We start from the raw sequence: 25,260 nt of genomic DNA on the forward strand, positions 1-25,260 counted from the left end.
CCGGCACGTTTTTCATTGTCGCCCAACTACAGCCGGACCGCCTTCGGGGCTAACTGGAGACTACGCATGAACATGAAATTGATCGTCGCGTCCTGCGCGGCGCTGATGCTGGCTGGCTGCCAGACCGGCGACCCGAATGGGCCGCAGGCCACCAAGACGAAGACGTGGACGCAGTTCGCGCCGGGGGACGTCTTGGAGATCGCCGACGCCAAGTGCCGGATGCAGTCCAACAGCGTGGCGCAGGGTATGTACGCCCAAGGCTCGCCCGGCTTCGTGGCTGGCGCGCAGCTTGGCAACGCCATCGGCAACGCCATCGCCATGGAGCAGTTCTACAAGCAGTGCATGACGATCTCTGGCTGGAAGCAGATCACTGTCGTAAAGGCCGCGCCGCCGCGCCCTGCAAAGGTGAAGGCGGTGAAGCCATGAGCACCACGGAACCCAGGACAAGAATCGCGTCGAAGACCATAACGACGCAGCACCTGACCGACTACGGCATCTTCGGCGTCGTCGCCACGATCTTTGGACCGCTGATGTTCGCCCTGTTCTACTGGCTGATGATCAGCGAAATGGCCAAGGAATATAATTCCAGCCCTGCTTTTTACGGCTTCGTGACGGTCGTCAGCGCCGCCGCCAGCGTCGTCGGGCCGGTTGCGCTCTTCATTGGGCGGACTTTCGAAACCACAGTCACGATCTGGGAAGACGCCCTCGACACCACGAAGCGCTGGTGATCAGGCGACCGCCCGACATCCATCAAACCATCAGGAAAACACTTTGCAAAGAATTTTGCTCGCAGCCGCAATCGCCGCACTCGCGACACCGGCCCTCGCTGGCGTCAACATCGTGGACGGCGACACGATCAAGATCGACGGCCAGACCATCCGCATCGTGGAGATCGACACGCCTGAAAGCTACCAGCCGCGCTGTGAAGCCGAACTGGTCAAGGCGCTGGACGCCAAGGAACGGCTGCGCCAACTACTCGACAGCGACGAGGTCACGTTCAAGCCGACTGGCCGCGACCGCTATGGACGGACGCTCGCGAAGGTCTTTGCTGGCGGCACCAATGTCGGCAAGACGCTGATCGCCGAAGGACATGCGCTTCCCTACCAGCCGGGCGCAGCCGCCAAGCTCAATCGCCTTCAGGCATGGTGCGGCCCGGCCGCGACGCTGGAAGACGTATGGGGCGGATCGGCCAAGCCGCTGACCGTCGTCGCCGCACGAAAGAAGCAGTCCGACGAACAGAGCGTGGTCAGCGGGCCATTCCCGAACTGTGCCGCCGCCCGCGCCGCTGGAGCGGCGCCAGTCTACGCCGGCGATCCCGGCTACCAGCCGAAACTGGATCGCGACCACGATGGTGTGGGCTGCGAATAGTCGTCGGACCATGGGCAGCCAGAGGGGTAGGGGGGATGGATTAGGCAGGCGCCATCCACCCCGGCGGGGGTTTGTCAAAGGGACTTCTCCGGCGCGTGACAGGTTTTGAACCAGGCCTCTCCATCGACGGCACGCACTGCAATTTTGCACTGGCTGCCGGGCTTGAGATAGCTGTCCACTGGCCGGCATGCGCCTTGCATGCCGGTCGTACACGCCACCCGCTTTAATTTCTAGAAGCAGTCAGTCTGCTATTCCTGTGGTCACTCCGCAACGCGCCAAAAAAAGCAGACATCGCGTTTGCCACACTGTACGGCCACTTTGGGCTGTTCGCACAACTCGCCATGCCCTAAGTAACCAGCTCAAGGGAATCGCATGGGAGAACCCAATGAGTCAGGCCGCCAACACCATCACCACGTGGTATGTCGATCCGGATGCGGAAGACCGGATGTCCGACGGCCACGCGCCCATCTGGCGGCATCTGATCGATCTTATCGTGGAACGCGATCTGTCTCAGAAGAGCGTTCTGGACTTCGGCTGCAATCAAGGTGGCCTGCTGCGTCATCTCTATGCGATCAGGCCCTTCCGTAAGGCGCTCGGTATTGATATCGCAGCGCAATCCGTCGCCAAAGCCGAGGCCTTCAAGGGCAATATGCCTGTCCAGCACGCAGTCGGCGGAACACTGGAAGGCTGGGTGGATGAGTTCGATCTGGCGATCAGCCATGAAGTCATCTATCTCGTCGAGGATATCGACGCCCATGCCGCCGATATCTTCAAGGCGTTGAAGCCCGGCGGGGTCTACTATGCCGTGACCGGCTGCCACACGGACAATCCGCTCTGGCCGAAATGGCGTGAACTGGTCGCCAAGCGCACCAACACCGTCGTGCAGGATCGCTCGATTTCCGATTACGGCCGCGCTTTCGCCAAGGCGGGTTTCGAGGTTTCCGGCCGCAAGCTGGAATATGACGGCTTCATTCCGTTTATCGAGGACGGCTGGACGCCTGATTTCGCGGACGCGCTCGACTACTATACCCGGACCAAGATCGTCTTCCGGCTGGTCAAGAATTCGACTGGCTCAACTTCGTAAGCTCGACGTCGAAATGCGGCGGCTTGTCGGGAGCGACCTCGACAAACCGCCCCTTCACCCGGAACGTCTTTTCGATCAACCCGCTTTCAGCGAGCGCCTTCGGCTCGCCATCGAAGCGCAACTCGCCCTTCTCCAGCAGGGAGATGCGGTCGCTGACCGCAATCGCCTGGTTGATGTCGTGGATCGCCATGATCACAGTCACCCCACGCTCGCGACTGAGACGATGGACGAGGTCAAGAACTTCGACCTGGTATCCGATATCGAGGAACGAAGTCGGTTCGTCGAGCAGAAGGATGCCGGCCTCCTGCGCCAGTGCCGCCGATATCCAGGCACGCTGACGCTCTCCACCGGAGAGCTCCTGAAGCGTCCTGTCGGCAAAACCAGTTAGTCCCGTGCTCTCGATCGCCCACTCGATAGCCTCCTCGTCTCTGCGGTCATAGGAGCGGAACAGCCCGACATGGGGAAAGCGGCCCTGCCGGACGAGCTGGGCGATCGTCATTTCGTCCGGGGCGACCGGCTGTTGCGGCAGGAACGCGAGCTTCTTCGCGATGGCCTTTCTCGACATCGACGCGACCGCGACGCCTTCGATGTCGGCTCTTCCTTCCGATGGCTTGATCAGTCCGGCCAGGCCCTGAAGTGCCGTGCTCTTTCCCGATCCGTTCGGGCCAATGAGCGCACGGATTTCCCCCTTCTCCATGGCGAGGGAAAAGCCGTGCAATGCCCTTCTGCGACCGTAGTCCACCGACAATTGCGAGCAAGAAAGGGGCATGGACGATCTCAAGGAATCTTGCGCAGAAGCGCGAGCAGGACGGGGACACCGATGAGGGCGGTGACGACCCCGATCGGGACTTCCTCGGCCCCACCGGCAAGACGGCCAATCAAATCGCCAAGCGTGACGATGACCGCGCCGAGGACGATGGTGAGCGGAAGGACCAACGGAAAATGCCGCCCGGCGAGAAACCGTGCCAGGTGAGGCACGATGAGGCCGACGAACACGATCGGACCGACCGCGCCGACGGCGCTTGCGGCGAGTGCGCAGGACACCAGCAGGACCAGAGAGAACTGCCTTCGATAGGAAAGCCCGAAGGAGCGCGCCACGGCCGCGTCGAACCGGAGAAGGATAAGCGGGCGGTAGATCAAGGGAAGTATCGCGAGGCCGACCACGGTGAACGGCAGCAGGAAGAGTGCGTGATCCCAGGTCCGGGCATAGAGGCTGCCGGACATCCATTCGAGGATGATCTCAATGCGCGCCGACCCCCAGCCGGCGATGAGGCCGATGGCGACGGCGTGCATGACGGCGCCGACGGCGATGCCGCAGAGCGTGACCCTGAGCGGACTGAGGTCGAGGCGAAAGGCCAGGAGATAAATGATGCCGCCTGCGATCATGCCGCCCACCATTCCGGCCGGAGGCAACCAGGCGATGGGCAGCTCGTTAACGGAATGGGAGTCCGGATTGGCGAGATAGACCGTGAACAGCAGGAACATCGTCACCGTCAGGGTGGCCCCCTGCGAGACGCCCATGAGCGAAGGATCGGCGAGCGGGTTGCGGGTAATGGTCTGAAGGAGCAGGCCCGCCAGCGCGAATTGAACGCCTGCGAGAATGCCTGTCACAATCCTTGGTAGTCTAATGTCGAGTATGATCGAGCGCGCTTCCGGCGAACCACTCCCGGTCAGCGCCGACAGAACGTCGCGCGCGGGAATGTCGACGATGCCGAGGAACACCGCCGCCAGAAAGGAAATCAGCACGAGCGCAATGGCAGCCGGGAGGACCCAGGGGCTCGGCCGGCCGATGGCAGGGGCGTTGGTAGTCATGCGCCCTCACTCCTGAAATCCAACCGGCCGCGCTGGATGAGATAGACGAAGATTGGGCCGCCAAGCAGCGCGGTGATGATACCGACTGGGAGCTCCTTGGGGATGGCGATCGTGCGGGCGATCAAGTCGGCTGTTGTTACGATCAGCGATCCAATCGCGGCGGCCAGGCCGATCTCCCAGCCCGTTCCGCTTGGTCGAAGAAGGCGCGCGATATGGGGAGCGGCCAAACCGACGAAAGCCACCGGTCCCGCGACGGGAGCGACGCCCGCGACCGGGCAGATGCCGAGCAGGAGGAGCATTGGCTTCCATAGATTGAGCTGCACGCCCATACCGGTCGCTGCGTGATCGCTGAGTGAAAACATGGAAATCACTCTACTGAGCGCGAGTGCCCCAGCAACGCCGAGAACCACCCATGGCAGCATTTGGAGCAGTTGGGACCAACTCCGTCCAGCAAACCCACCCGATATCCAAAAGAGCAGAGCAGTCGACTGCGGTCCGGCCAGCAGCAGGACGTAGACGGTGATGGCCCCGAGAAACAACGAGATGCTGATACCGCCAAGCGCAAGATGCAGCGGGTGGCCCGTGCCACCGCGTGCGACCCAGAAGGTCACGGTCGCCGCCGCAAGTCCTCCGGCGAGCCCGAGAAACGGGTAAAGGTGCCCGGAAACCCATGGAAAGAAAACGAAGCAGGTGACGATCGGCGCGACCGCCCCGGCAGTGACACCCGTGATGCCGGGATCGGCAAGCGGGTTCCGCGTCAGCGACTGGAGGATATAGCCTGAGACGGCGAGACCTGCGCCGGCGGTTGCTGCGGCGAGGCTCCTCGGCAGCCGGAGCGTCCAGACCAGGATCGACTCGATCTTGCCGTCAGGAGCAACGAGCACCCGGAGAACGGCGTCTATCGACAGCATTTTCGCGCCGGGCAGCAGCCCGGCGACGATGATCAACACTGTCGCGACGACGATGAGGCCGACGGCTGTCGAGGATTTCCGGGCGTCCATCGTCGCGGTCAACTCGTCAGTTCTGGACCGCGGCCGGAATCAGCTTTGCGGCTTCGGCCCGGACATCCACTTCCGGGAAGAGATCGGGATAGAGGTAATGGGCGGCTTCGCGCAACACGATTTCGCGGGCGATCGGACCGTTGGTTTCGACCCACTGGTCGCCGACATAGAAGACCCTGTTGTTCTTGACCGCGCTCAGCTGGCTCCAGATCGGATTGTTCTCGTGCGGCCGATCCGGACCATAATCATAGATGAAGAGAACCTCGGGGTCCTTCTCGAGCATCGTCTCGAGGCTCAGGTCGATGCCGAACTCGCCGCCCGGTTTCATGGCTCCCGCGATATTCTCGCCGCCGATGGCATTGACGATGGACGCGGAGGTGTTCTCGTCATGGAATGCGAACGGCACTTCGCCGCCCCACATGATGGCGTAGCGCGGATGGACATCCTTCGAAGCCTTGGCGGCGATTTCGGCCAGGTGCGCGCGGAACTCCTTGTTCAGTTCGATGCCGCGCTCCGGCTTGCCGAGGATTTTCGACAGCGCCTCGATTTCCTTGTCGCTGCCGTCGAGCAGTTCCATGTTCCAGGCGACGTAGGGCGCGATCTTTTCGAGCTGCGGTGCGTTGCCGACCGTGTAGCGGCGGATCGCGACGATCAGGTCCGGCTTGGCTTCCGACAGAAGTTCGAGATTCGGCTTGGCGCGCTGGCCGATCTGCACCATGTCCTTGGTGAGACCAAGCAGGAACTCGGGCGGGCGACCGTCGACCATATAGGTGCTGGCGACCGGCTTGATGCCGAGCGCGAGCGCGACGTCATCGGCAAAGTACGAGATTGAGGCGATTCGCTTCGGCTGCGCCGGAACCCGGACCTCGATGCCGCGGTCGTCGGTCACGCTGATCGTAGCGTCATCGGCGCGTGCCGGAAGAGCGATGCCGGCAGCGCAGGCGGCCAGCATGCCGGACAGCACAATACGCCTGCTCGACAGCGCAAAATCAAAAGACATGGTTCTCTCCCTATATTTGGTCAGCATGGACAGTGACGTCGCGCTCGCGGCACATGCCGTTGCAAGAAATGCATGCTGCGCTCTGGCGCAGCACAGACGGACGAGTTCGGATTTCGTTCATCAATCTGAGACTTCCCGGATCATTCTTGTCAGCTCGGTGGATTGTGGATAGATACAGTCAAGTTAATTGCAAGCGAAAGATTCTCACGCCGGCATGAGGAATTCTCAATCCGATCCCAAACTGCCTCCGTTGGCTACGCTACCCGCGTTCGCGATCGCGGCACGCACAGGCAGCCTCACGCTGACCGCGCGGGAATTGCACCTCACACCGGGGGCGATCAGCCGGCAGATCAAATCGCTTGAGGACGCTCTTGGCATCCAGCTCTTCCATCGCAGGCACAACGCGATATTGCTCACCGATGCCGGCCGGCAGTATCTCATCCATGTCAATGCAGCTCTCGCCACGATCGATAATGGCACCCGTGCGCTCCTGCCGGATCGCGTGCGCCTGGTGGTACAGGCTCCGATCACCATTGCCCGACGATGGCTTATTCCGAGGCTTGGCTCATATCTGACGGAGAACCGGAACGTCGATCTTAGCATCCAATCGCTTGCGCTCGGTGCCAGCGATGTTCCCGACATTAGGATTGCCTACAGCCGAGGCTCCGATGAAGCTCGGTTTCCATCTGCATTTCTTCTCGATAGAACGGTTACCGTCTGCTCGCCGCTCCTGATCGGCAGGGCTGCGGCATCGATGAACCCCGAGGCGCTGCTTGATCTGCCTGTCCTGCTCGATACCGCGGATGCATGGTCATGGCGGCGCTGGTGCGATGCCGCTGATATCGCATTCCGGCCCAATGGCGGCAGCATCACTTTCGACACGGATGAGGCATCGATCGATGCATGCTTGACCGGCCTCGGGATCGGGCAGGCCAGCCCGTCCCTGATCGAGCGGGAATTGAGGGAAGGGCAACTCATCGTGCTTTGCCCGCATATTAACCCGATTGTCGGTGCGTATGAGATTTCCGGACCCACGCCCAACGGCATGGCCCACGGGTTCAATCAATGGCTCTTGACGTGGCGGGAGACCTGATCGGATGCCTGTCCGATGGCGATCTATGTCGATATGTGGAAGCCTGCAAGCCCGCAAAAAGTAGCGTTGGATTGCGTTTGGGTTGCTTTTCTAACAACGGGTGAGCGCCGTGGTGTCTTGCCTGGGCGTGCCGCCCACGGAGAAAATTATTCTCATTAATTGTACATCAAAAATATATATTTACTAGATTAACTGGATGCGTGTGCCTAAAACCCGTCAAGCCGAACAAACAAAGCTGCCGGAGCGGACATGACAAAACACATCCGATTTAACGCCTTCGACATGAACTGCGTTGGCCATCAGTCGCCCGGGCTCTGGAAGCATCCACGCGACAAATCTTGGAAATACAAGGATCTGGATTACTGGCAGGACCTCGCGCGGACACTCGAACGCGGTATTTTCGACGGAATTTTCATCGCCGACGTGATCGGCTACTACGACGTCTACAAGGGATCGAACTATCACGCCATCGAGCAGGCGGCGCAGATCCCGGTCAACGATCCGTTGCAGCTTGCGGCTCCCATCGCGCTGGCGACCGAGCATTTGGGGATCGGCATCACCGCATCGACCTCGTTCGAGCATCCCTACACATTCGCGCGCCGACTTGCGACGGCCGACCATCATACCAAGGGGCGTGTGGGTTGGAACATCGTCACCTCCTATCTCGAAAGCGGTGCGAAGAATGTCGGCCAGGCAGGCCTGAAGAGCCACGACAACCGCTATGAAGTCGCCAGCGAATATGTCGAGGTTCTCTACAAGCTGTTCGAGGGAAGCTGGGAAGAGGGCGCTGTCCAGCGCGATCCCGTTCGCGGCATCTTCACCGATCCGACCAAGGTTCACGAGATCGGCCACAAGGGCAAGTTCTTCGATGTTCCCGGCTATCATCTCTCGGAACCGTCGCCGCAGCGCACGCCGGTGCTTTACCAGGCAGGCGCCTCCGGACCTGGCAAGGCGTTTGCCGCCAGCCATGCCGAATGCGTCTTCGTCGGCGCGCCGACCAAGTCTCTCCTGAAGGCCTATGTTTCGGAGATCCGCCAGAAAGCCGCCGCCGCCGGGCGCGATCCGAACAAGGTGCTGATCTACAATCTGACGACCCTGATCATCGGCGAGACCGACGAGAAGGCCCGGAAGCTCTTCGAGGAATATCAGAGCTATACGTCCTATGACGGCTCGCTGGTGTTCATGTCGGGCTGGAGCGGCATTGACTTCGGTCAATATGCCCCGACCGACGCGCTCAAGAAAGTCGAGACCAACGCCATCGTTTCGATGGTCGAGCACTTCGCCGGCAAGGACAAGGCCTGGACGGTGGAAGAGCTGGCAAAATGGGGTGGCATCGGCGGTGTCGGTCCGGTCTTCGTCGGTTCGCCATCCACGATTGCGGACATCCTGCAGGAATGGGTCGATGAGACCGGCGTCGATGGCTTCAATCTCGCCTATGCCGTGACGCCCGAAAGCTTCGAGGCCGCGGTCGATCTGCTGGTGCCGGAACTTCAGAAGCGCGGCGTCTATCCCAAGGCCTACAAGCCCGGAACTCTGCGCGAGAAGTTGTTTGGCGAGGGGCCCTATCTGCCGGCCAGCCATCCCGCCAACACCTATCGCGATATCGAGGCCGTCAAGCGCCGCGATGCCGAACTTGCTGGCAAGCCGCATTTGAAATCGGTGGGGGCGTAATGGCCGGAATGCTCGAACTCCACGATGTCTCGCTGTCCTTCAAAGGCGTTCGCGCGCTGAACGCGCTGAGTTTCAACGTCGCAAAGGGCGAGATATGCGCATTGATCGGGCCTAATGGCGCGGGCAAGAGTTCGCTGTTGAATGTCATCAACGGAGTTTATCGGGCGGATTCCGGCGATGTCGTGTTCGATGGCTTGCGCTTCGAGGCCATCCATCCGCAGAAGGCAGCCTTCCTCGGTATCGGCCGGACGTTCCAGCACAATGCGCTGTTCCGCAGGCTTTCGGTGCGTGAGAATGTGCTGGCGGGCCTGTCTCGCCACGGCTCAGCGAGTTTCATCGAGAATATCCTCCGCATTGGCCGCGACGGCGCAGAGCGGCGTGACTTCCTTGCCCGCGCCGAGCGGATCATCTCGTTCCTCGCGCTCGATCGCCATGCGGAAAAGATCGTCTCCACCCTGCCTTACGGGCTGCAAAAGCGCGTCGATCTGGCGCGCGCACTGGTCGCCGAGCCCAAACTGCTGCTGCTCGACGAGCCGATGGCAGGGATGAACCAGGAGGAGAAGGACGAAATGAGCCGGGTCGTCCGAGAGGTCAATCGCGCGTTCGGCACCACGGTCGTGCTGATCGAACACGATGTCGGCATCGTCCTCAGTCTCGCCAGCCACGTCGTGGTGCTCGATTACGGCCGCAAGGTCGCCGATGGCGCGCCGGATGAGGTGCGCAACAATCCCGATGTCATCGCCGCCTATCTCGGCACCGTCCACTGAGGTTTCTCAATGTCCTATTTTCTTGAAACATTGGTCGGCGGTCTGTTTGCCGGGGTGATGTATTCGCTCGTCGCGATCGGCTTCGTGCTGATCTACAAGGCGTCGGGTGTGTTCAATTTCGCCCAGGGCGCGATGCTGTTGTTTTCGGCGCTGACGTTCGTGACCCTGATCGAAAAGGGCGTGCCATTCGCGGTCGCCTTCGTCATCACGGCCCTGGTCATGGTGGTGATGGCCATCCTGATCGAATGGCTCGTACTTCGACCGCTCAGAAACCGTGATGCGCTCACTCTCTTCATGGCGACGCTCGGCCTCAGCTTCGTCATCGAAGGATTTGCCCAGTTGCTGATGGGTATGGATGTCCACATGCTGGATATCGGCATTCCCGACATCGCCATGGATATCGGCGGAATCTTCGTCAGCCAGTTCGATATCATTGCATCGCTGATCGCGCTCACGCTCGTCGTTGTCCTCGCCATCGTATTCAACAAGACGCGCATGGGGATTTCACTGCGCGCCGTGGCGGACGATACGCTTGCGGCACAGTCGATCGGCATTCGCCTGCCGGTCATATGGCGCACCGTCTGGAGCGTTGCGGGCATCGTGGCGCTGGTTGCCGGTCTCGTCTGGGGCTCGCGCCAGGGCGTACAATATTCGCTGTCGCTGGTGACGCTGAAGGCCTTGCCGGTGCTGATCATCGGCGGCTTCTCCTCAATCCCGGGCGCCATTATCGGCGGCCTGCTGGTCGGTGCGACCGAGGCGCTTGCAGACATCTACATCGGCCCGCTGGTCAATGGCAGCGTCTCCACCTGGTTCGCCTACATCCTCGCCGTCGGCTTCCTGCTGATCCGCCCCGCAGGCCTGTTCGGCGACCGTGAAATCGAGAGGGTCTGATCATGACCACGCTTCAGGAACCCGCGATTGCAACGACGGCCCGCCAGCCCTTCAATGCCGCGACGGTGGCGGTCATCATCGGCCTGGTCGCAGCCTTTGCGGTCCCCGCAATCGCCGACGATTACTGGCTGAGCTCGATCATCATCCCGACCGTCGTCATGGGGCTCGCCGGCATCGGCCTGAACCTTCTCATGGGCTATGCCGGGCTGGTATCGCTCGGCTCCGCCGCCTTCATGTCGATCGGCGCGTTCTCGGCCTATAACCTGCTGTTGCGCGCGCCGTTCCTGCCGTTGCCGTTGGTGCTGATCCTCGCAGGTCTGCTCGCCGCCGCTGCCGGCCTGATCTTCGGCCTGCCGTCGCTCAGGATCAAGGGCTTCTATCTCGGCGCCTCGACCCTCGGCGCGCAGTTCTTCTTTGAATGGCTGTTCACCAATTTCAGCTGGTTCTCGAACGAAAGCCAGTCGCTGACGATTTCCGCGCCGCGCTTGCAGATTCTCGGATACGACCTGCAATCCGCGACTGGGCGTTATTATCTGGTCATCGCTACGACGGCTTTGTTGATCGCGCTTGCCTTTGCCATCGTCAAGAGCCGCGTCGGCCGCGAATGGATGGCGATCCGGGATATGGATACCGCCGCGTCGGTGATCGGTATTCGCGTGGCTCGTAGAAAGCTGCTGGCTTTCGGCATCAGTTCGTTCTTCCTCGGCATAACAGGCGCGCTTTGGGCATTCGCCTATCTCGGCACTTCGGACGCCCATACGTTCAATCTCGATAAGTCGTTCCAGATCCTGTTCATCGTCATCATCGGCGGCGTGGCGACGATCTACGGCAACTTCCTCGGCGCCGCCTTCATCGTGCTCACGCCAATCCTGCTCGACCGGCTGTCGCTGGTGTTCGATCTTTCGTTCCTCGCCGACCAGGGCGCGCTCGCCAATATCCAGCGCATCATCTTCGGCACCATCATCATCGTCCTGCTGATCAAGGAGCCGGACGGATTGACCAGCCTGATACGGCGCGGGGTGGGAGCTCTTCGCGGTCCCGGGAAAGCCATCGGCTGAAATCGCAGTCAGGGCGGATCGCATATGGCGCCGGGTTTTCCGCCTTCCTCCCAAGCATCGGCGCCATTTCCTCAACCCAGCACTAGGGGGTGCAAAATGTCATTACTCAAGAAGACCCTGACGCTCGCGGCAGCGGCGTCGATGGCGGTAACACTGATGAGCGGGCCATCCTTCGCCGAAGACGGCAAGGGCCAGCAGCTCTATCCGCTGTTCACCTACCGCACCGGACCTTACGCTCCGTCGTTCATCCCATTCGGCGCCGGCAATATCGACTACCTGCGCTATATCAACGAGGTCGAAGGCGGCGTCGATGGGGTCAAGATCCTGGTGCAGGAATGCGAGACAGCCTATGCGATCGAGCGCGGCATCGAGTGCTACGAACGCTACAAGAATGGCTATAACGGCGCGCTGACCGCCATGATCTACCCGCATTCGAGCGGCCTCGACGTGGCGCTGACCGACAAGGCCCGTGTCGACAAGATCTCGATCGTCAGCCCCGGCGGCGGCCAGAACATCGCCACCGACGGCCGCGTCTTCCCGTATCAGTATCCGCTGGTGTTCGACTACTGGAGCGAAGCACAGATCATCGTCGATTACATCGCCCAGCAGGCCGGTGGTTACGACAAGGTGAAGGGCGTCAAGATCGCCACGCTCTATCACGACTCCGGCTATGGTCGCGACACGATCGAGCCGCTCGGCATCCTGGCCAAGAAATACGGCTTCGAGGACATCCAGATACCCGTTCCGCATCCTGGCGAACAGCAGCAGGCGCAGTGGCAGCAGATCCGCCGCTCGGGCGCCGATTGGGTCTTCCTGCGCGGCTGGGGCGTGATGACGCCGGTGGCGATCAAGACCGCCGCCCGCGTCGGCTTCCCGGCCAACCGGATCATCGGCGATATCTGGAGCGGCTCGGAAGACGATGCGCGTCCGGCCGGCGCCGTTGCCAAGGGCTATCTCGCCGTCTCGGTGTTCCCGCCGGGCAAGGATTACGACATCATCAAGACTCTCAAGGAAAAGATTGTCGATGCCGGCAAGTCCGACCTCAAGGACAACACCAAGTTCGGTACGGTCTATTACAACTACGGCGTGATCGAAGCGATCACCTTTGTCGAAGCCCTGCGTACCGGCCACAAGAAGTTCGGCAATCGTCCGCTGACGGCAGCTGAAGGCCAGTGGGCGCTCGAAAACCTCAACATCGATCAGAAGCGTCTAGCCGAACTCGGCGCTGAAAATCTGATCAGCCCGCTCAAGACCTCCATCGACAACCACAAGGGCGAAACCATCGCCGCCAAGATCATCCAGTGGAACGGCGAGAGCTGGGACACCAGGACCGACTGGATCAAGGCGGACCCGACCCTGTTTGCCGATGTGATCAAGGCCAAGGCGGCAGCTTACGCCAAGGAAAAGGGCATCACGCCCCGCGAAGCACAGAACTGAACGAAGCCGGGCAGACGGGATCATCTCATGACCACACAGGCAAAAAGCTTCCTCGAGATCAACAACATGGAAGCGCTCTATGGTCAGGCGATCCTGGCTGTCCGCGACGTGTCGCTCAAGGTCGAGGAGGGCAGGATCGTTGCCCTTCTCGGCGCCAATGGTGCAGGCAAGACGACGACGCTGAAGGCCGTCTCGAACCTGCTCGGACCTGAACGCGGCAAGGTCAGCCGCGGCAGCATCCTCTGGCAGGGCGAGCCGGTCAGCAGCCTCTCGGCATCAAGGCTGGTGGCAAAAGGCGTGGTGCAGGTGCTCGAAGGCCGGCATTGCTTCCCGCAACTGACCGTCGAGGAAAACATCCTCGCCGGCGGCTTCGTCCGCAAGCCGCGCCGGGCCGAACTGCATCGCGATCTCGAGCAGATCTACACCTGGTTTCCGCGTCTGCGTGACAAGCGCGGCACCAAGGCCGGCCTGACATCCGGCGGCGAACAGCAGATGGTGGCGATCGGCCGGGCGCTGATGACCAAGCCGAGCCTCGTCCTGCTGGACGAGCCCTCAATGGGGCTCGCCCCGATCATCGTGCAGGAAATCTTCGAGATCATCCGGACGCTCAACAAGCAATCCGGCGTCAGCTTCCTGCTGGCCGAACAGAACGCCAACCTGGCGCTGCGCTATGCGGATTACGCCTACATCCTGGAAACCGGCCGGGTTGTCCTGTCGGGCACGGCGGAAGAGGTGCGCGCCCGCGAGGATGTTCACGACTTCTAGCTTGGCGGCGCAAAAGCCACCAAACCAAACTGACTACTGCTCAGAGGAGCTTGTAGCCTAAACCTCAGGGAATGAATGCATGACACAGATCGATTTGGCCTGGGGCGCTGGTCCGAGTGCCCGTTACGAAGAACTCGCGGCCCGCTTCCGGCCGACTTTCGCCGAGATCGCCAAAGGCGCAATCGAGCGCGAGCTGACGCGCAAACTCCCCGATGCAGAGATCGCGAAGCTGAAGAAAGCTGGTCTCGGTGCACTTCGAGTGCCGGAAGCCGAGGGCGGTTTCGGCGCCACGCTTTCGGAACTCTCCAACATCCTGATTGAGCTATCGGAAGCAGACTCCAACATCACCCAGGCACTTCGCGGCCATTTCGGCTTCGTCGAAGACGTCGTTAATAGGCAGGCCGGCGAGAGCCGCAAGCGGTGGACGGAGCGCATCGCGCGCGGCGAGATCGCCGGCAATGCCTGGACGGAAATCGGCAATGCGAGCCAGGAAGCATTCTCCACGCGCATTTCGCAAAGGAATGGCGGGCTCGTCGTCAACGGCACCAAATATTATACGACCGGCTCGCTTTACGCCGACTGGATCGATGTCGGCGCCACCGGCCTCGAAGGCGAGGGGATCACGATCCAGGTGCGGCGCGATCATCCGGGCGTCAACGTCATCGACGACTGGGACGGCTTCGGCCAGATCCTGACCGCCAGCGGTACAACAACGTTCACCGATGTGGCCGTCGATCCCAGCGACGTGGTTGTCGACGATGACAAATTCCGCTACGGCGCGGCGTTCTATCAGCTGGTGCATCTTGCCACGCTCGCCGGCATCGGCCGCTCGATTGCCAACGAGACGGCGGCTGCGGTTGCCTCGCGCACGCGCTCCTACACCAACGGTGCCGGACCGCGCTCGAGCCAGGATCCACAGGTGCTGCAGGTCGTGGGGCGGATACGCAGCAATGCCTATGCCGCGAGTGCCATTGTTCTCCAGGTCGCACAATCCCTCCAGCGGGCCTTTGAGTCGCATTTTACCGGCGACGAGGACGCCGAGGAACGGGCCAATGCGATCGCCGAACTGGAGACGTCGCAAGCGGTGACCGTCGTCACCAATCTCATCCTCGAAGCCTCGACGATCATCTTCGACGCGCTCGGCGCCTCCTCGACCAAGAAGCCGATCGCGCTCGACCGTCACTGGCGCAATGCACGCACGCTCTCGTCGCACAATCCGCGCATCTACAAGGACCGCATCATTGGTGATTTCGCTGTCAATGGCACGCCGCCGCCCTATCAGTGGCGCATCGGCGAAGCGCCGGCGGCGTCGGGATCGGGATCGGGATCTGACAAATCATGATCCGGTTGGAACGGATATCCAAGAGCTTTGCCGTCGGGGATGGACTGACGCGCGCGCTCCCGGAGATCTATCTCACGATCAAGCAGGGCGAGATATTCGGCATCATCGGTTCATCCGGCGCAGGCAAATCGACGCTGATGCGGCTGATCAACCTGCTTGAGCGCCCGACCGGTGGCGATGTCCTCTTCGACGGTGAACGCATCACCCACTTCCAGGGCGGGCAACTGCGCGCTGAGGCGGAAGATATAAAATCTATAAAATTAATTGACAATATAGCGACGCATGGATTTATTGCCATATGTCTATTTGTATCAGGCTGCGGTCATGGCCGCCGTCCGATTCCGCGATAACCGAGTGTCGTCACCAGCATGCTGACCAAAAAAGCCAAATACGGATTGAAAGCCCTCATCGCGCTGGCGCATCTACCCGAGGGCGGGAGGGCGTTGGGCGCCGAAATTGCGGCGTCGAACCAGATCCCGAAGAAGTTTCTCGATCACATCCTGACCGACCTTCGCAATGCCGGTATCGTCAGGTCGCGTAAGGGATCGATCGGCGGCTATTCCCTTTTTCGGCCGGCATCCGAGATCCGAATCGGTGACGCGATAAGAGTCATTGACGGCCCTTTGGCTCCGATCCGATGCGCCAGTCGCACCGCTTATGAACAATGCGAGGATTGCGCCGACCCCGGTACCTGTCTCGTCCGCAAGGCAATGACCGAGGTGAGAGACGCCATGTCGGCAATTCTCGACGAACTGACCCTGGAACAGATGATTGGAAACGCCCTGCTGGTTCGTGGCGGAGATGACAATATCGACCTGATCGGAGCCGATCCACGCGAGCGCGAGATCGAGGAATTCGCACAGCAGTAGCCCGCGCCAGCAGCTGCAAAATCATGGAAATGAAGGCGGCGTAAGACAAAATGGGAACTGTCCGATGACCAATGTAATCCGGTTTGGAGTCTGGGCGCCCGTCCACGGGCCCCGCGCTGCTCTACGCGATCCTGACGAACCCTTTGACGCCTCATGGGAGCACAACAAGGCCGTGGTTCTCGAGGCGGAAGAACTCGGTTTCGATTCGACGCTGCTTGCTCAACACACGGTCAATCCGCATCTGCCGGATCATGACCAGCTCGAGGCATGGACCGGCGCCGCCGCATTGGCCGCGTTAACCAAACGCATCGAGATCATTGCCGCGATCAAGCCCTATATCGCCCATCCGGTCTTCCTCGCCAAGGCGGCCCTGCAAATCGAGAACATCTCGAACGGCCGTTTCGGTATCAACCTGATCAATGCCTGGAATGCATCCGAGTTCGAGAAGGCCGGTATTCCCTTTGGCGAGCATGACGATCGCTACGTGCTTGGCCGCGAATGGGCATCGATCGTCAAGCGGCTGGTCTCCGGTGAAACCGTGACCCATGCCGGGCAGCACTTCAAGATCACCGATTACAAGCTGACGCCGCAGTCACCCAACCGCAAACGGCCGACCTTCTACATCGGCGGCGAGTCCGAGCCGGCACGAGCGCTGGCGACGGATCATGCCGACGTCTGGTTCATCAACGGCCAGCCTCTGGCCGAGGTCACTGGATTGATCGCGGACGTGCGCAGCCGGCCGCGCAAAGGGCCGCCGCTGCGCTACGGCCTGTCGGCCTTCGTCGTGGCGCGCGAGACTGAAAGGCAAGCACAGGACGCCCACGATCATCTGCTCGCACTTGCCGCTAGGGATGCTGATGTCCACGACCTGCAGGGCAAGAAGGCCGATCCCAAGGCCGTGATGTTCCAGACCATGAGGAAATATGTCCGGGTCGGCACCAATGGCGGTACGGCGGCGGGTCTCGTCGGATCCTACGATCAGGTCGCCGAACGGATACTGGCATTCCATGAGGCGGGCGTCGAACTCTTCATGCTGCAGATGCAGCCGCTCCGGTCGGAAATGCGGAGCTTCGCCGAGGAAGTGATCCCACGCGTTCGTGCGCTCGAAGCCTCGCCACGTGCCGTAGCTCTTGCCAGAAGGGGTGCTTCATGAGCGAGACCCTGACGATCACGGCGAATACGGCAGGTTCGAAGGGGTCGCGTGCGCCGCTCGGCCAGACGCAGCTCTTGATGATTTCCTGGATTGCGCCCATCGTCCTGTTGATCATCTGGGAGGCGCTCGCGCGCTTCGGCTTTATCGAACCCTATGTCTTGCCCGCGCCGAGTAAGGTGCTGATGACGGCGATAAAGCTGAGCTATTCGGGCACCCTGGCAAACGATCTGCTCGTCAGCCTGACGCGTGCGGCTGTTGGCTTTGCGATCGGCGGCAGCATCGGCTTCGTCCTTGGAACGCTGGTTGGCTTCTCGCGGCTGGCCGAGGCTTTCATCGACAGAAGCGTACAGATGGTGCGCGCCATCCCGTTCCTGGCCGTGTTGCCGCTTGTCATCGTCTGGTTCGGCGTCGGCGAGACACAGAAGATTTTTCTCGTGGCTCTCGGCGTCGGCTTCCCGATCTATGTCAACACGACACTTGGCATAAGACAGGTCGATCCAAAACTGGTGGAACTCGGCCGCGTGCAGGGTCTGACGACCAGAGAACTCATCCGGCGCATCATCCTGCCGGGTGCGATGCCCTCGATCCTGACGGGTGTGCGCTTCTCGCTCGCCACCGCGTGGTTGGCGCTCGTCGTCGCCGAAACGATCGGCGCGCAATCCGGCCTCGGCTTTCTGGCCATGGACGCGCGGGAATTCCTGCGCACCGACGTCATCGTGCTCACGGTCGTCATTTACGCGCTGATCGGGGTCGGCGCCGACGTGATCGCGCGCAGGCTCGAGCGGTCGCTGCTCTCATGGCATCCGAATTTCGGAGCTGCGCGATGACCCCGCACCAATCTCTGTCGATCTTCCGCAAGAAGGCCGTCACCGTGTCCGGTCTCGGACGGACATATGGCGCGCGCACTGTCATCGAGAATCTCAATCTGACGATCGGGCAGGGCGAGTTCGTCGCACTTCTTGGAGAAAGCGGCTGCGGCAAGACGACTTTGCTCCGGGCGCTTGCCGGGCTCGATCCGATCCAGGCAGGGTCGATCGAGGTGCCGGGCCGCCCGGCAATGGTCTTTCAGGAGCACCGCCTGCTTCCCTGGGATTCGCTCTGGCGCAACGTCACGCTCGGGTTGAGGGTCAAGGACGCACGCGACCGTGCGGCGGCAGCCCTGACCGAGGTCGGCCTTGGAAATAGGTTAGACGACTGGCCGCGCAATCTGTCGGGCGGCCAGGCCCAGCGGGTGGCGTTGGCGCGGGCGCTGGTGCAGGAGCCGAAGCTTCTGCTACTCGACGAGCCCTTTGCCGCGCTTGACGCGCTGACCCGCATCCGCATGCATGGTCTGGTCAAGGATCTCGTCGCCCGTCATCAACCCGGCGTGTTGCTGGTGACGCACGATGTCGACGAGGCCATCACGCTGGCCGACCGCATCCTGGTCATGCGCGATGGGGCCATCGCTTCCGAACATTTTTCGCACCGGCTCACGCCGCGCGCCCTGAGGCAGACGCTTCTCGGTGAGCTCGGCGTCGAGAGCGCGCCGGACATCATTCAAACCACAAGCACGAACAGGGAACTGCACCGATGACCAATCGTATTTTGACACCTACCCGCCGCGCCTTCCTCGCGACCTCGCTCGCCGGTGTCGGCGCGCTTGGGCTCTCGGGCGGCGTGGCGTTGGGCGCCGGACGCACCACCGACACGCTACGTCTGACCTGGGGCAATTTCGGCCTGACCTACATCGCCAAGCAGCGCGGGCAGCTCGAAAAGAGCCTCAAGGACCAGGGCATCACTGTCGAATGGGTCGGCCCCTTCCCGAACCATGCGCCCACCATGCAGGCGGTGACCGGCGGCACGGCTGATTTTGCCTTCGGTGGCAGCACGACTCCGGCGCTGGCGGCGATCATTGCCGGTTCGCCGCTGGTCTTCACACAGTTCTTCATCTATTCGCCGCGTACCACGGCGATCATCGCCAGGGATGGATCGGGCATCGACAAGATCGAAGACCTGGTCGGCAAATCGGTTGCGGTCAACCGCTCCGGCCTTGGTGAGTTCCTGGTGGTCGCGGCGATCGAGAAGAACAACATCGATCGCTCGAAGGTCAATTTCATCTATCTCAATCCTCCCGATGCCGCCCCGGCACTTGCCGCCGGCAAGGTCGATGCCTGGTCGATGTGGAGCCCGGGCGTGGATATCGCGCGCGTCGAGTACAAGGCGCACGACATTTTCCTCGAGGAGCGCGACCTGCCATTCCAGATCGACTTCAACACCTATTTGACGCGGCGCGACTTCACCGAGCAGAACCCGGATCTCGTGCGTGCGTTCAACGCAGCGATCGTCGCCGAAGCCGAGTGGGCGAGCACCAACAATGCCGAGGCCGAAAAGATCGCGCAGGAAGGATTGAAATATGCCGAGGCGGTGCGTGATCACTTCGTCTCCCTCAAGCGCCAGTACGTGCCCTATGCCGTCGACGACGAGGCCTTCCTGGTAAAGTTCCAAAATGCGGCGAATTGGCTGGCCGAGCGCAAGGTGCTGCCTGAAGCCGTGACCGTCACCGATCACGTCGTGAGGGTATAAGGGTTCGCACGCAAGAACTGATCGACCGACCTACCGACGAGGCCTACCGCTTGGTCGGAAGGCCCATCAGCGACATCCTTCATCGCCCACGCACCCCGCGCGGCAACGCTTCCTCGCGTGTCTCGCTTTCAGACGGACGCTTGTCACGGTTGCCGCTGCGGAATGTGTGGAAAAATATTGCATCGCACAATCTCAATTTGACATAATCTTTTTTGTCTATAAATTTGATAGATATTAATGTAGCGCGATCAATCATGGAGAAACCGATGAAATTGAAACTCGTTAGCCTGCTGTCCCTGACGCTTGCGGCGCTCGCAGCTCAGGCGAGTGCAGCCACCATCAAGGTCGGCGTCGTGCCGGGCGTCTATGCCGATTCGATCGAGGCGCTGGTGCCTGAAGCCAAGGCCAAGGGCCTTGACATCGAAGTCGTGGAATTCACCGATTGGACGACGCCCAATGTCGCGCTCAATGCCGGCGACATCGACGTCAACTATTTCCAGCACAAGCCTTTCCTCGACAATGCCATTGCCGAGCGCGGTTATGATCTGGCGCCGGCGGGCATCGGCATTCTGGCCAATATCGGCATCTATTCGCTGAAGTACAAGGATTTCAAGTCGGTGCCGGACAGCGCCACCGTCGCCATCGCCAACGATCCCGTCAACCAGGGGCGCGGCCTGCTGCTGCTCGAACGCGGCGGCCTGATCAAGCTCAAGGACGGCGTGGGCTACAAGGGTACGCTCGATGATATCGTTGATAATCCGAAGCATGTCACCTTCAGCGAAGTCGAGGGGCCGCAGCTCGCCCGCGTGACGCCCGATGTCGATCTGGCGCTCGGCTATCCCCATTTCATCGTCGCCGCCAAGGCCTTCGATCCGAGCTCAGGGCTGATCTATTCCGGCGTCGATGACAAGCAATATGCGATCGTCTTCACCACCCGCAAGGAGAAGGCCGAGGATCCGGCGATCAAGGAACTGGTGACGCTCTACCAGAACTCGCCGGCCGTGAAGGCGGCTGTTCACAAAGCGTTTGCCGCCGACAACAAACTCTACACGCTCCCATGGCTGCAGTGATCGGAAATATCCTCCCAAGGATTGACGCGGGGGCCGCGCAAGCGGCGGCCCCCGACGCGAAGCCTTCGGAGCCAATCATCGTTCCTCCGCGCAAGGCCGTGCAGCGGGTGGTGCCGGCCGAGCACAAAGGCAGCGTGGTCTTCGAGAACCTCGAAAAGACCTACGTCTCTTCGGCGGGCGTAGTCCACGCTCTGCAGGATATCAGCCTCGCGATCGAACCCGGCACGATCTATGGGATCATCGGCCGCAGCGGCGCCGGCAAGTCGAGCCTGCTCCGGACGATCAACCGGCTGGAAGGCCCGACCGGCGGCCGTGTTCTTGTCGATGGCGAGGATATTGCCGCCTTCGACGAAAATGCGCTCGTGGCGCTCCGGCGCCGGGTCGGCATGATTTTCCAGCATTTCAACCTGCTCTCCGCGAAGACCGTCTGGGGCAATGTCGCGCTGCCTCTGGTCGTCGCAGGCGTGCCGCGGCCGGAGATCGAGGCTCGCGTGGCCGAGGTGCTGAAGCTCGTTGGGCTCAAGGGCAAGGAGCGAACCTATCCTTCGCGGCTCTCGGGTGGCCAGAAGCAGCGTGTCGGTATCGCGCGGGCATTGGTCACGCGGCCGGAAATCCTGTTGTGCGACGAGGCCACATCGGCGCTCGATCCCGAGACGACGCTGTCGATCCTGCAATTGCTCAAGGACATCAACCGGCGGCTCGGCATCACCATTGTCCTGATCACCCATGAGATGAGCGTGATCCGCGAGATCTGCGATCAGGTTCTGGTGCTCGAACAGGGACGGATTGCCGAGATCGGACCGGTCTGGCGCATCTTCGGCAAGCCGTCTCACGATGCGACGAAGGCACTGCTCCAGCCGTTGAGCCGGGACATGCCCGGCGACATCGCCGCCCGGCTCAAGCCGCATGGCGAGACAGGTGACGCCACGGTTCTCGAACTGACATTCACAGGCGAGGGTGGTCTCGAACCCGATCTCGTGAAAATAGCAGCTGCCCTCGGCGGCGAGGCAAGGCTCCTCCAGAGCACGCTGGACCGGATCGACGGTCATGTCCACGGCCGGCTGCTGCTTTCCGCGCGCGGCGTGCCCACCAATGTCGAGCAGCGGCTCGCCCTCCTCACCCATGGAACAAGGATACTGGGCTATGTCGCCACTGATGTTTGAGCGGCTGGGTTTCGCCTTCCTCGACACGGTGTCGATGGTCGGAATTTCGGCCATTATCGCGGTACTCGCCGGCATCCCGCTCGCCGTGTTCCTGGTTCTGTCCTCTCCAGGCGGCTTGATCCGGGCACCGCGCGTCCACCGCGTGCTCGCCGCTGTGATCAACGGGTTCCGGGCCGCGCCCTTCATCGTTTTGCTGGTGGCGCTGCTGCCTTTCACCCGGCTCGTGACGGGAACCACCATCGGTGTCTGGGCTGCAATCGTGCCGCTGTCGATCAGCGCCACGCCCTTTTTCGCTCGCATCGCCGAAGTGAGCCTCCGGGAGGTCGATCATGGACTGATCGAGGCTGCACAGGCCATCGGCTGCCGGCGCTGGCATATCGTCCGTCACGTCCTGCTGCCGGAGGCACTGCCCGGTATCATCGGCGGTTTCACCATCACCATCGTCAGCATGATCGGCGCCTCGGCCATGGCTGGCGCGGTCGGCGCCGGCGGATTGGGCGACATGGCCATCCGCTACGGCTACCAGCGCTTCGATACGACAGTGATGGCCGTGGTGCTGGCAGTGCTGATCGCGATGGTCTGCCTCGTCCAATTTGCCGGCGACTACACGGTTCGGCGCCTGCGCGCCCGCTGAATACCTGACCAAGGAGAATCCAATGACCAATTCCGCCCGTGCACGACTGGCCCCGATCGATGCCGACGAGGAAAACCGCCGCCACCCTCAGCCACCGAGGGCACCGCTCGTCATCACAGGCGATTTCGAAGCGCTTGAAGTAGCAAGAGAACTGGCCGGGCGGTTCCGCATCGGTGCCGCCGAGCGCGACCGGGATCGCCGCTTGCCATGGGATGAGATCGAGCAATACACCGCAAGCGGGCTCGGCTGCATCACCGTGCCGCGCGCATTCGGCGGTGCAGACGTTTCCTATGTTACGCTCGGCAAGGTGTTCGAAACCCTTTGCGCCGCTGACCCGGCACTCGGGCAGATTCCGCAGAACCATTTCGGCGTGCTGCAGGTGATCCGCGAATACGGCAGCGACGAGCAGAAAGAACGCATTTATGCGGATATTCTGGCCGGCAGCCGCATCGGCAATGCCGGGCCCGAACGGGGCAAGAAGGCGGTCAGCCATTCCACGACCAAGGTCACCCGCACGCCGTCCGGTCTCCGCCTGACGGGAAAGCGCTTCTATTCGACCGGCGCCACCTTCGCGCACTGGATTCCGACGCGCGCCGTCGATGACGAGGGCAGGGCGGTGCAGGTCTGGGCGCGCTACAACGCTCCCGGCGTGACGGTGATCGACGACTGGAGTTCTTTCGGCCAGCGCACCACGGCGAGCGGCACGGTTGAGTTCGACAACGTGCCGGTCGATGAAGCGCTCATCGTGCCGGTCTGGTCCTTTGCCGATCGTCCTGGATTGTCCGGTCCGGTTTCGCAATTCATCCAGGCGGCGATCGATTCCGGCATCGCCATCGCGGCCATCGACGATACGATTGATTTCGTCCGCGACAATGCCCGGCCCTGGGTCGATTCCGGGCTCGAGAAGGCCACCGACGATCCCACGATCATCCACGAGATCGGGGCGCTGAAGGCGGAACTCCATGCCGCACAGGAGATGCTCTACAAGGCGGGCGCTCTTCTCGACGATCTGTCGACGCGCCGCATGACCGACGCGCTGAGCGCCGAGGCGTCCGTCGCCGTCGCTGAAGCCAAGATTCTGACGACCGAGATCGCGCTCGAAGCGACCGAAAAGCTGTTCGACCTGGCCGGTTCCTCGGCAACGCGCGCCAAGCACAATCTCGACCGCCACTGGCGCAATGCCCGCGTCCATACGCTGCATGACCCTGTCCGCTGGAAATATCACCTGATCGGCAATTACGAGCTGAACGGTGTCTTTCCCACGCGCCATCAATGGAACTGAGATCATGACCGAAGCCCCGATCGCCGCACCGGCACCCGCCCCAGCACGCGTACCCAACCTGATACGAACCGACTACGAAGCGATCCGCACCGCCGAAAGGCTGGCGGCCGACTTCGCGACGGGTGCCGCCCGCCGTGACTCGGAAAGGCTGCTGCCATGGAATGAACTCGACAGGTTCACCGCCAGCGGCCTCTGGGCCATTACCGTGCCCAGGGAATACGGTGGCGCCGGCGTATCGAGCGGAACGCTCGCCAAGGTCACTGCCATCATCGGGACCGCGGACGGCTCGTTGTCGCAGATTCCGCAGAACCATTTCTATGCGCTCGAAGTGCTGCGCGTCGGTGCCAATGAGGCGCAGAAGCGTTTCTTCTACGGCCGGGTCCTTGCCGGCGAACGCCTCGGCAATGCATTGGCGGAGATTGGCCACAAGGACTTCAAACGCCGCACCCGTCTCTTCAAGGAGGGCGGCAGGTGGTTCGTCGACGGCAAGAAGTTCTATTGCACCGGCGCGATCTATGCGCACTGGATTCCCACGCTCGTCGTGGTCGACGAGGATGGTACCCCGGTGCAATATCTCGCCATGGTGCCGCGCCGAGCCGAGGGCGTGGCGATCTATGACGATTGGGACGGGTTCGGCCAGCGGGTGACTGGCTCAGGCTCCGTCACATTCGATCGCGTTGAGATCGAGCCGGACTGGATCATTCCTTTTCAGGTCTCCTTCGAAAAACCCACCACGATCGGACCCCTCGCGCAGATCATCCATGCGGCGATCGATCTCGGGATCGGGCAGGGCGCCTATCGCGAGATTGTGGACTTCGTGCGCGAGCGCGCCCGGCCATGGCTCGACGCCAACGTCGAACGGGCGGCCGACGATCCGCTGACGCTGCACCAGGTCGGCCATGTGCGGCTGCGCCTGAGGGCGGCCGAGGCCTCGCTCGAACGCGCTGGCCGGTTTGTCGATGCGGCGCAGGCGGGTATGACGGAGCAATCGGTCGCCGAGGCATCGATCGCGGTTGCCGAGGCCAAGATCCTCTGCACCAAGGCCGGACTTCTCGCCGCGACCAAGCTTTTCGAGCTCTCCGGTACGTCATCGACGCTCGCCGAGGATGGTCTCGACCGCTACTGGCGCAATGTCCGGACCCATACGCTGCATGACCCGGTGCGCTGGAAATACCAGGCCGTCGGGCAGTTCTACCTCAATGGCAGGTTGCCGCCGCGCCACGGCGCGCTCTGATCGG

27 protein-coding genes are annotated in these 25,260 nt (G+C 61.8%); 23 read left to right on the top strand and 4 right to left on the bottom strand.

The window, feature by feature from the left end; translation table 11 throughout:
- Positions 1-66 precede the first annotated feature (66 nt).
- The 4 genes from ACSQ26_RS09490 (at position 67) to ACSQ26_RS09505 (ending at position 2,452) form a co-directional block, all read left to right on the top strand.
- The gene (locus tag ACSQ26_RS09490; RefSeq protein WP_436008302.1) at positions 67-426 is read left to right on the top strand and encodes a hypothetical protein; all 360 of its coding nucleotides are present in this window, start codon (positions 67-69) and stop codon (positions 424-426) included.
- Positions 423-728, top strand: a complete 306-nt coding sequence (locus tag ACSQ26_RS09495) for a hypothetical protein (protein ID WP_436008303.1) — start codon at positions 423-425, stop codon at positions 726-728. Before ACSQ26_RS09490 ends, ACSQ26_RS09495 begins: the two co-directional genes overlap by 4 nt.
- A gap of 43 nt (positions 729-771) precedes the next feature.
- Positions 772-1,368, top strand: a complete 597-nt coding sequence (locus ACSQ26_RS09500) for an excalibur calcium-binding domain-containing protein (protein WP_436008304.1) — start codon at positions 772-774, stop codon at positions 1,366-1,368.
- A gap of 385 nt (positions 1,369-1,753) precedes the next feature.
- Complete coding sequence (locus ACSQ26_RS09505) at positions 1,754-2,452, top strand: class I SAM-dependent methyltransferase (RefSeq protein WP_436008305.1); 699 nt, start codon at positions 1,754-1,756, stop codon at positions 2,450-2,452.
- Here the strand turns inward: ACSQ26_RS09505 and ACSQ26_RS09510 are convergent.
- Genes ACSQ26_RS09510 through ACSQ26_RS09525 form a run of 4 tightly spaced genes read right to left on the bottom strand, consistent with a single transcriptional unit; the run spans position 2,424 to position 6,265 of the window.
- Positions 2,424-3,221 (bottom strand): ABC transporter ATP-binding protein, encoded by a 798-nt coding sequence (locus ACSQ26_RS09510; protein ID WP_436008306.1) that lies wholly within the window; start codon positions 3,219-3,221, stop codon positions 2,424-2,426. The genes ACSQ26_RS09505 and ACSQ26_RS09510 overlap by 29 nt on opposite strands.
- An 8-nt stretch (positions 3,222-3,229) precedes the next feature.
- Positions 3,230-4,264 (bottom strand): FecCD family ABC transporter permease, encoded by a 1,035-nt coding sequence (locus tag ACSQ26_RS09515; protein ID WP_436008307.1) that lies wholly within the window; start codon positions 4,262-4,264, stop codon positions 3,230-3,232.
- Positions 4,261-5,265 carry a FecCD family ABC transporter permease gene (locus ACSQ26_RS09520; protein WP_436015177.1) on the bottom strand — a complete coding sequence of 335 codons (1,005 nt, stop codon included), beginning with the start codon at positions 5,263-5,265 and terminating at the stop codon, positions 4,261-4,263. Before ACSQ26_RS09520 ends, ACSQ26_RS09515 begins: the two co-directional genes overlap by 4 nt.
- A gap of 16 nt (positions 5,266-5,281) precedes the next feature.
- Positions 5,282-6,265: an ABC transporter substrate-binding protein gene (locus ACSQ26_RS09525; protein ID WP_436008308.1), complete on the bottom strand. Its 984-nt coding sequence runs from the start codon at positions 6,263-6,265 to the stop codon at positions 5,282-5,284.
- A gap of 250 nt (positions 6,266-6,515) precedes the next feature.
- On the opposite strand from ACSQ26_RS09525, the gene ACSQ26_RS09530 reads away from it, so the two are divergent.
- From ACSQ26_RS09530 to ACSQ26_RS09620, 19 genes are all read left to right on the top strand, one after another.
- Positions 6,516-7,358, top strand: a complete 843-nt coding sequence (locus ACSQ26_RS09530) for a LysR family transcriptional regulator (protein WP_436008309.1) — start codon at positions 6,516-6,518, stop codon at positions 7,356-7,358.
- Positions 7,359-7,607: 249 nt separating this feature from the next.
- Entirely contained in the window at positions 7,608-9,029 is a 1,422-nt protein-coding gene (locus ACSQ26_RS09535) for an LLM class flavin-dependent oxidoreductase (RefSeq protein ID WP_436008310.1), read from the top strand.
- Positions 9,029-9,796, top strand: a complete 768-nt coding sequence (locus tag ACSQ26_RS09540) for an ABC transporter ATP-binding protein (RefSeq protein WP_436008311.1) — start codon at positions 9,029-9,031, stop codon at positions 9,794-9,796. Before ACSQ26_RS09535 ends, ACSQ26_RS09540 begins: the two co-directional genes overlap by 1 nt.
- Positions 9,797-9,805: 9 nt before the next feature.
- Positions 9,806-10,687: a branched-chain amino acid ABC transporter permease gene (locus ACSQ26_RS09545; protein WP_436008312.1), complete on the top strand. Its 882-nt coding sequence runs from the start codon at positions 9,806-9,808 to the stop codon at positions 10,685-10,687.
- A gap of 2 nt (positions 10,688-10,689) precedes the next feature.
- Positions 10,690-11,745 carry a branched-chain amino acid ABC transporter permease gene (locus ACSQ26_RS09550; RefSeq protein WP_436008313.1) on the top strand — a complete coding sequence of 352 codons (1,056 nt, stop codon included), beginning with the start codon at positions 10,690-10,692 and terminating at the stop codon, positions 11,743-11,745.
- 96 nt (positions 11,746-11,841) lie between these two features.
- On the top strand, positions 11,842-13,182 hold the full coding sequence (locus ACSQ26_RS09555; RefSeq protein WP_436008314.1) for an ABC transporter substrate-binding protein: 1,341 nt from the start codon (positions 11,842-11,844) through the stop codon (positions 13,180-13,182).
- A gap of 27 nt (positions 13,183-13,209) precedes the next feature.
- Positions 13,210-13,947: an ABC transporter ATP-binding protein gene (locus ACSQ26_RS09560; protein ID WP_436008315.1), complete on the top strand. Its 738-nt coding sequence runs from the start codon at positions 13,210-13,212 to the stop codon at positions 13,945-13,947.
- A gap of 79 nt (positions 13,948-14,026) precedes the next feature.
- The gene (locus ACSQ26_RS09565; RefSeq protein WP_436008316.1) at positions 14,027-15,289 is read left to right on the top strand and encodes an acyl-CoA dehydrogenase family protein; all 1,263 of its coding nucleotides are present in this window, start codon (positions 14,027-14,029) and stop codon (positions 15,287-15,289) included.
- A complete protein-coding gene (locus ACSQ26_RS09570) occupies positions 15,286-15,639 on the top strand; it encodes an ATP-binding cassette domain-containing protein (protein WP_436008317.1) in 354 nt (117 codons plus the stop codon). Before ACSQ26_RS09565 ends, ACSQ26_RS09570 begins: the two co-directional genes overlap by 4 nt.
- 18 nt (positions 15,640-15,657) lie before the next feature.
- The gene (locus ACSQ26_RS09575) at positions 15,658-16,158 is read left to right on the top strand and encodes an RrF2 family transcriptional regulator (RefSeq protein ID WP_436008318.1); all 501 of its coding nucleotides are present in this window, start codon (positions 15,658-15,660) and stop codon (positions 16,156-16,158) included.
- Between the two features lie 64 nt (positions 16,159-16,222).
- Positions 16,223-17,311 (top strand): LLM class flavin-dependent oxidoreductase, encoded by a 1,089-nt coding sequence (locus ACSQ26_RS09580; RefSeq protein ID WP_436008319.1) that lies wholly within the window; start codon positions 16,223-16,225, stop codon positions 17,309-17,311.
- 77 nt (positions 17,312-17,388) lie between these two features.
- Positions 17,389-18,138: an ABC transporter permease subunit gene (locus tag ACSQ26_RS09585; RefSeq protein WP_436015179.1), complete on the top strand. Its 750-nt coding sequence runs from the start codon at positions 17,389-17,391 to the stop codon at positions 18,136-18,138.
- Positions 18,135-18,884 carry an ABC transporter ATP-binding protein gene (locus tag ACSQ26_RS09590; RefSeq protein WP_436008320.1) on the top strand — a complete coding sequence of 250 codons (750 nt, stop codon included), beginning with the start codon at positions 18,135-18,137 and terminating at the stop codon, positions 18,882-18,884. Before ACSQ26_RS09585 ends, ACSQ26_RS09590 begins: the two co-directional genes overlap by 4 nt.
- The gene (locus tag ACSQ26_RS09595) at positions 18,881-19,873 is read left to right on the top strand and encodes an ABC transporter substrate-binding protein (protein WP_436008321.1); all 993 of its coding nucleotides are present in this window, start codon (positions 18,881-18,883) and stop codon (positions 19,871-19,873) included. The genes ACSQ26_RS09590 and ACSQ26_RS09595 overlap by 4 nt, the downstream gene beginning before the upstream one ends.
- A gap of 266 nt (positions 19,874-20,139) precedes the next feature.
- Positions 20,140-20,943, top strand: a complete 804-nt coding sequence (locus ACSQ26_RS09600) for a MetQ/NlpA family ABC transporter substrate-binding protein (RefSeq protein WP_436008322.1) — start codon at positions 20,140-20,142, stop codon at positions 20,941-20,943.
- A complete protein-coding gene (locus tag ACSQ26_RS09605) occupies positions 20,931-22,106 on the top strand; it encodes a methionine ABC transporter ATP-binding protein (protein ID WP_436008323.1) in 1,176 nt (391 codons plus the stop codon). The genes ACSQ26_RS09600 and ACSQ26_RS09605 overlap by 13 nt, the downstream gene beginning before the upstream one ends.
- A complete protein-coding gene (locus tag ACSQ26_RS09610) occupies positions 22,087-22,740 on the top strand; it encodes a methionine ABC transporter permease (protein WP_436008324.1) in 654 nt (217 codons plus the stop codon). The genes ACSQ26_RS09605 and ACSQ26_RS09610 overlap by 20 nt, the downstream gene beginning before the upstream one ends.
- 22 nt (positions 22,741-22,762) lie before the next feature.
- The gene (locus ACSQ26_RS09615; protein WP_436008325.1) at positions 22,763-24,022 is read left to right on the top strand and encodes an SfnB family sulfur acquisition oxidoreductase; all 1,260 of its coding nucleotides are present in this window, start codon (positions 22,763-22,765) and stop codon (positions 24,020-24,022) included.
- Between the two features lie 4 nt (positions 24,023-24,026).
- Positions 24,027-25,256, top strand: coding sequence for an SfnB family sulfur acquisition oxidoreductase (locus tag ACSQ26_RS09620; protein ID WP_436008326.1), 1,230 nt, complete (start codon positions 24,027-24,029; stop codon positions 25,254-25,256).
- Positions 25,257-25,260: the final 4 nt, after the last annotated feature.

Origin of the sequence: Rhizobium sp. LjRoot254 (assembly GCF_964254105.1) — a bacterium.
Taxonomy (GTDB): Bacteria; Pseudomonadota; Alphaproteobacteria; order Rhizobiales; family Rhizobiaceae; genus Rhizobium_E.

Bases quoted from the DNA above. Each gene is read 5' to 3' on its own strand.
- ACSQ26_RS09490 (WP_436008302.1), top strand. From the start codon at position 67: ATGAACATGAAATTGATCGTCGCGTCCTGCGCGGCGCTGATGCTGGCT.
- ACSQ26_RS09495 (WP_436008303.1), top strand. From the start codon at position 423: ATGAGCACCACGGAACCCAGGACAAGAATCGCGTCGAAGACCATAACG.
- ACSQ26_RS09505 (WP_436008305.1), top strand. From the start codon at position 1,754: ATGAGTCAGGCCGCCAACACCATCACCACGTGGTATGTCGATCCGGAT.
- ACSQ26_RS09510 (WP_436008306.1), bottom strand. From the start codon at position 3,221: ATGCCCCTTTCTTGCTCGCAATTGTCGGTGGACTACGGTCGCAGAAGG.
- ACSQ26_RS09515 (WP_436008307.1), bottom strand. From the start codon at position 4,264: ATGACTACCAACGCCCCTGCCATCGGCCGGCCGAGCCCCTGGGTCCTC.
- ACSQ26_RS09520 (WP_436015177.1), bottom strand. From the start codon at position 5,265: ATGGACGCCCGGAAATCCTCGACAGCCGTCGGCCTCATCGTCGTCGCG.
- ACSQ26_RS09525 (WP_436008308.1), bottom strand. From the start codon at position 6,265: ATGTCTTTTGATTTTGCGCTGTCGAGCAGGCGTATTGTGCTGTCCGGC.
- ACSQ26_RS09535 (WP_436008310.1), top strand. From the start codon at position 7,608: ATGACAAAACACATCCGATTTAACGCCTTCGACATGAACTGCGTTGGC.
- ACSQ26_RS09540 (WP_436008311.1), top strand. From the start codon at position 9,029: ATGGCCGGAATGCTCGAACTCCACGATGTCTCGCTGTCCTTCAAAGGC.
- ACSQ26_RS09545 (WP_436008312.1), top strand. From the start codon at position 9,806: ATGTCCTATTTTCTTGAAACATTGGTCGGCGGTCTGTTTGCCGGGGTG.
- ACSQ26_RS09550 (WP_436008313.1), top strand. From the start codon at position 10,690: ATGACCACGCTTCAGGAACCCGCGATTGCAACGACGGCCCGCCAGCCC.
- ACSQ26_RS09555 (WP_436008314.1), top strand. From the start codon at position 11,842: ATGTCATTACTCAAGAAGACCCTGACGCTCGCGGCAGCGGCGTCGATG.
- ACSQ26_RS09560 (WP_436008315.1), top strand. From the start codon at position 13,210: ATGACCACACAGGCAAAAAGCTTCCTCGAGATCAACAACATGGAAGCG.
- ACSQ26_RS09565 (WP_436008316.1), top strand. From the start codon at position 14,027: ATGACACAGATCGATTTGGCCTGGGGCGCTGGTCCGAGTGCCCGTTAC.
- ACSQ26_RS09570 (WP_436008317.1), top strand. From the start codon at position 15,286: ATGATCCGGTTGGAACGGATATCCAAGAGCTTTGCCGTCGGGGATGGA.
- ACSQ26_RS09575 (WP_436008318.1), top strand. From the start codon at position 15,658: ATGCTGACCAAAAAAGCCAAATACGGATTGAAAGCCCTCATCGCGCTG.
- ACSQ26_RS09580 (WP_436008319.1), top strand. From the start codon at position 16,223: ATGACCAATGTAATCCGGTTTGGAGTCTGGGCGCCCGTCCACGGGCCC.
- ACSQ26_RS09585 (WP_436015179.1), top strand. From the start codon at position 17,389: ATGATTTCCTGGATTGCGCCCATCGTCCTGTTGATCATCTGGGAGGCG.
- ACSQ26_RS09590 (WP_436008320.1), top strand. From the start codon at position 18,135: ATGACCCCGCACCAATCTCTGTCGATCTTCCGCAAGAAGGCCGTCACC.
- ACSQ26_RS09595 (WP_436008321.1), top strand. From the start codon at position 18,881: ATGACCAATCGTATTTTGACACCTACCCGCCGCGCCTTCCTCGCGACC.
- ACSQ26_RS09600 (WP_436008322.1), top strand. From the start codon at position 20,140: ATGAAATTGAAACTCGTTAGCCTGCTGTCCCTGACGCTTGCGGCGCTC.
- ACSQ26_RS09605 (WP_436008323.1), top strand. From the start codon at position 20,931: ATGGCTGCAGTGATCGGAAATATCCTCCCAAGGATTGACGCGGGGGCC.
- ACSQ26_RS09610 (WP_436008324.1), top strand. From the start codon at position 22,087: ATGTCGCCACTGATGTTTGAGCGGCTGGGTTTCGCCTTCCTCGACACG.
- ACSQ26_RS09615 (WP_436008325.1), top strand. From the start codon at position 22,763: ATGACCAATTCCGCCCGTGCACGACTGGCCCCGATCGATGCCGACGAG.
- ACSQ26_RS09620 (WP_436008326.1), top strand. From the start codon at position 24,027: ATGACCGAAGCCCCGATCGCCGCACCGGCACCCGCCCCAGCACGCGTA.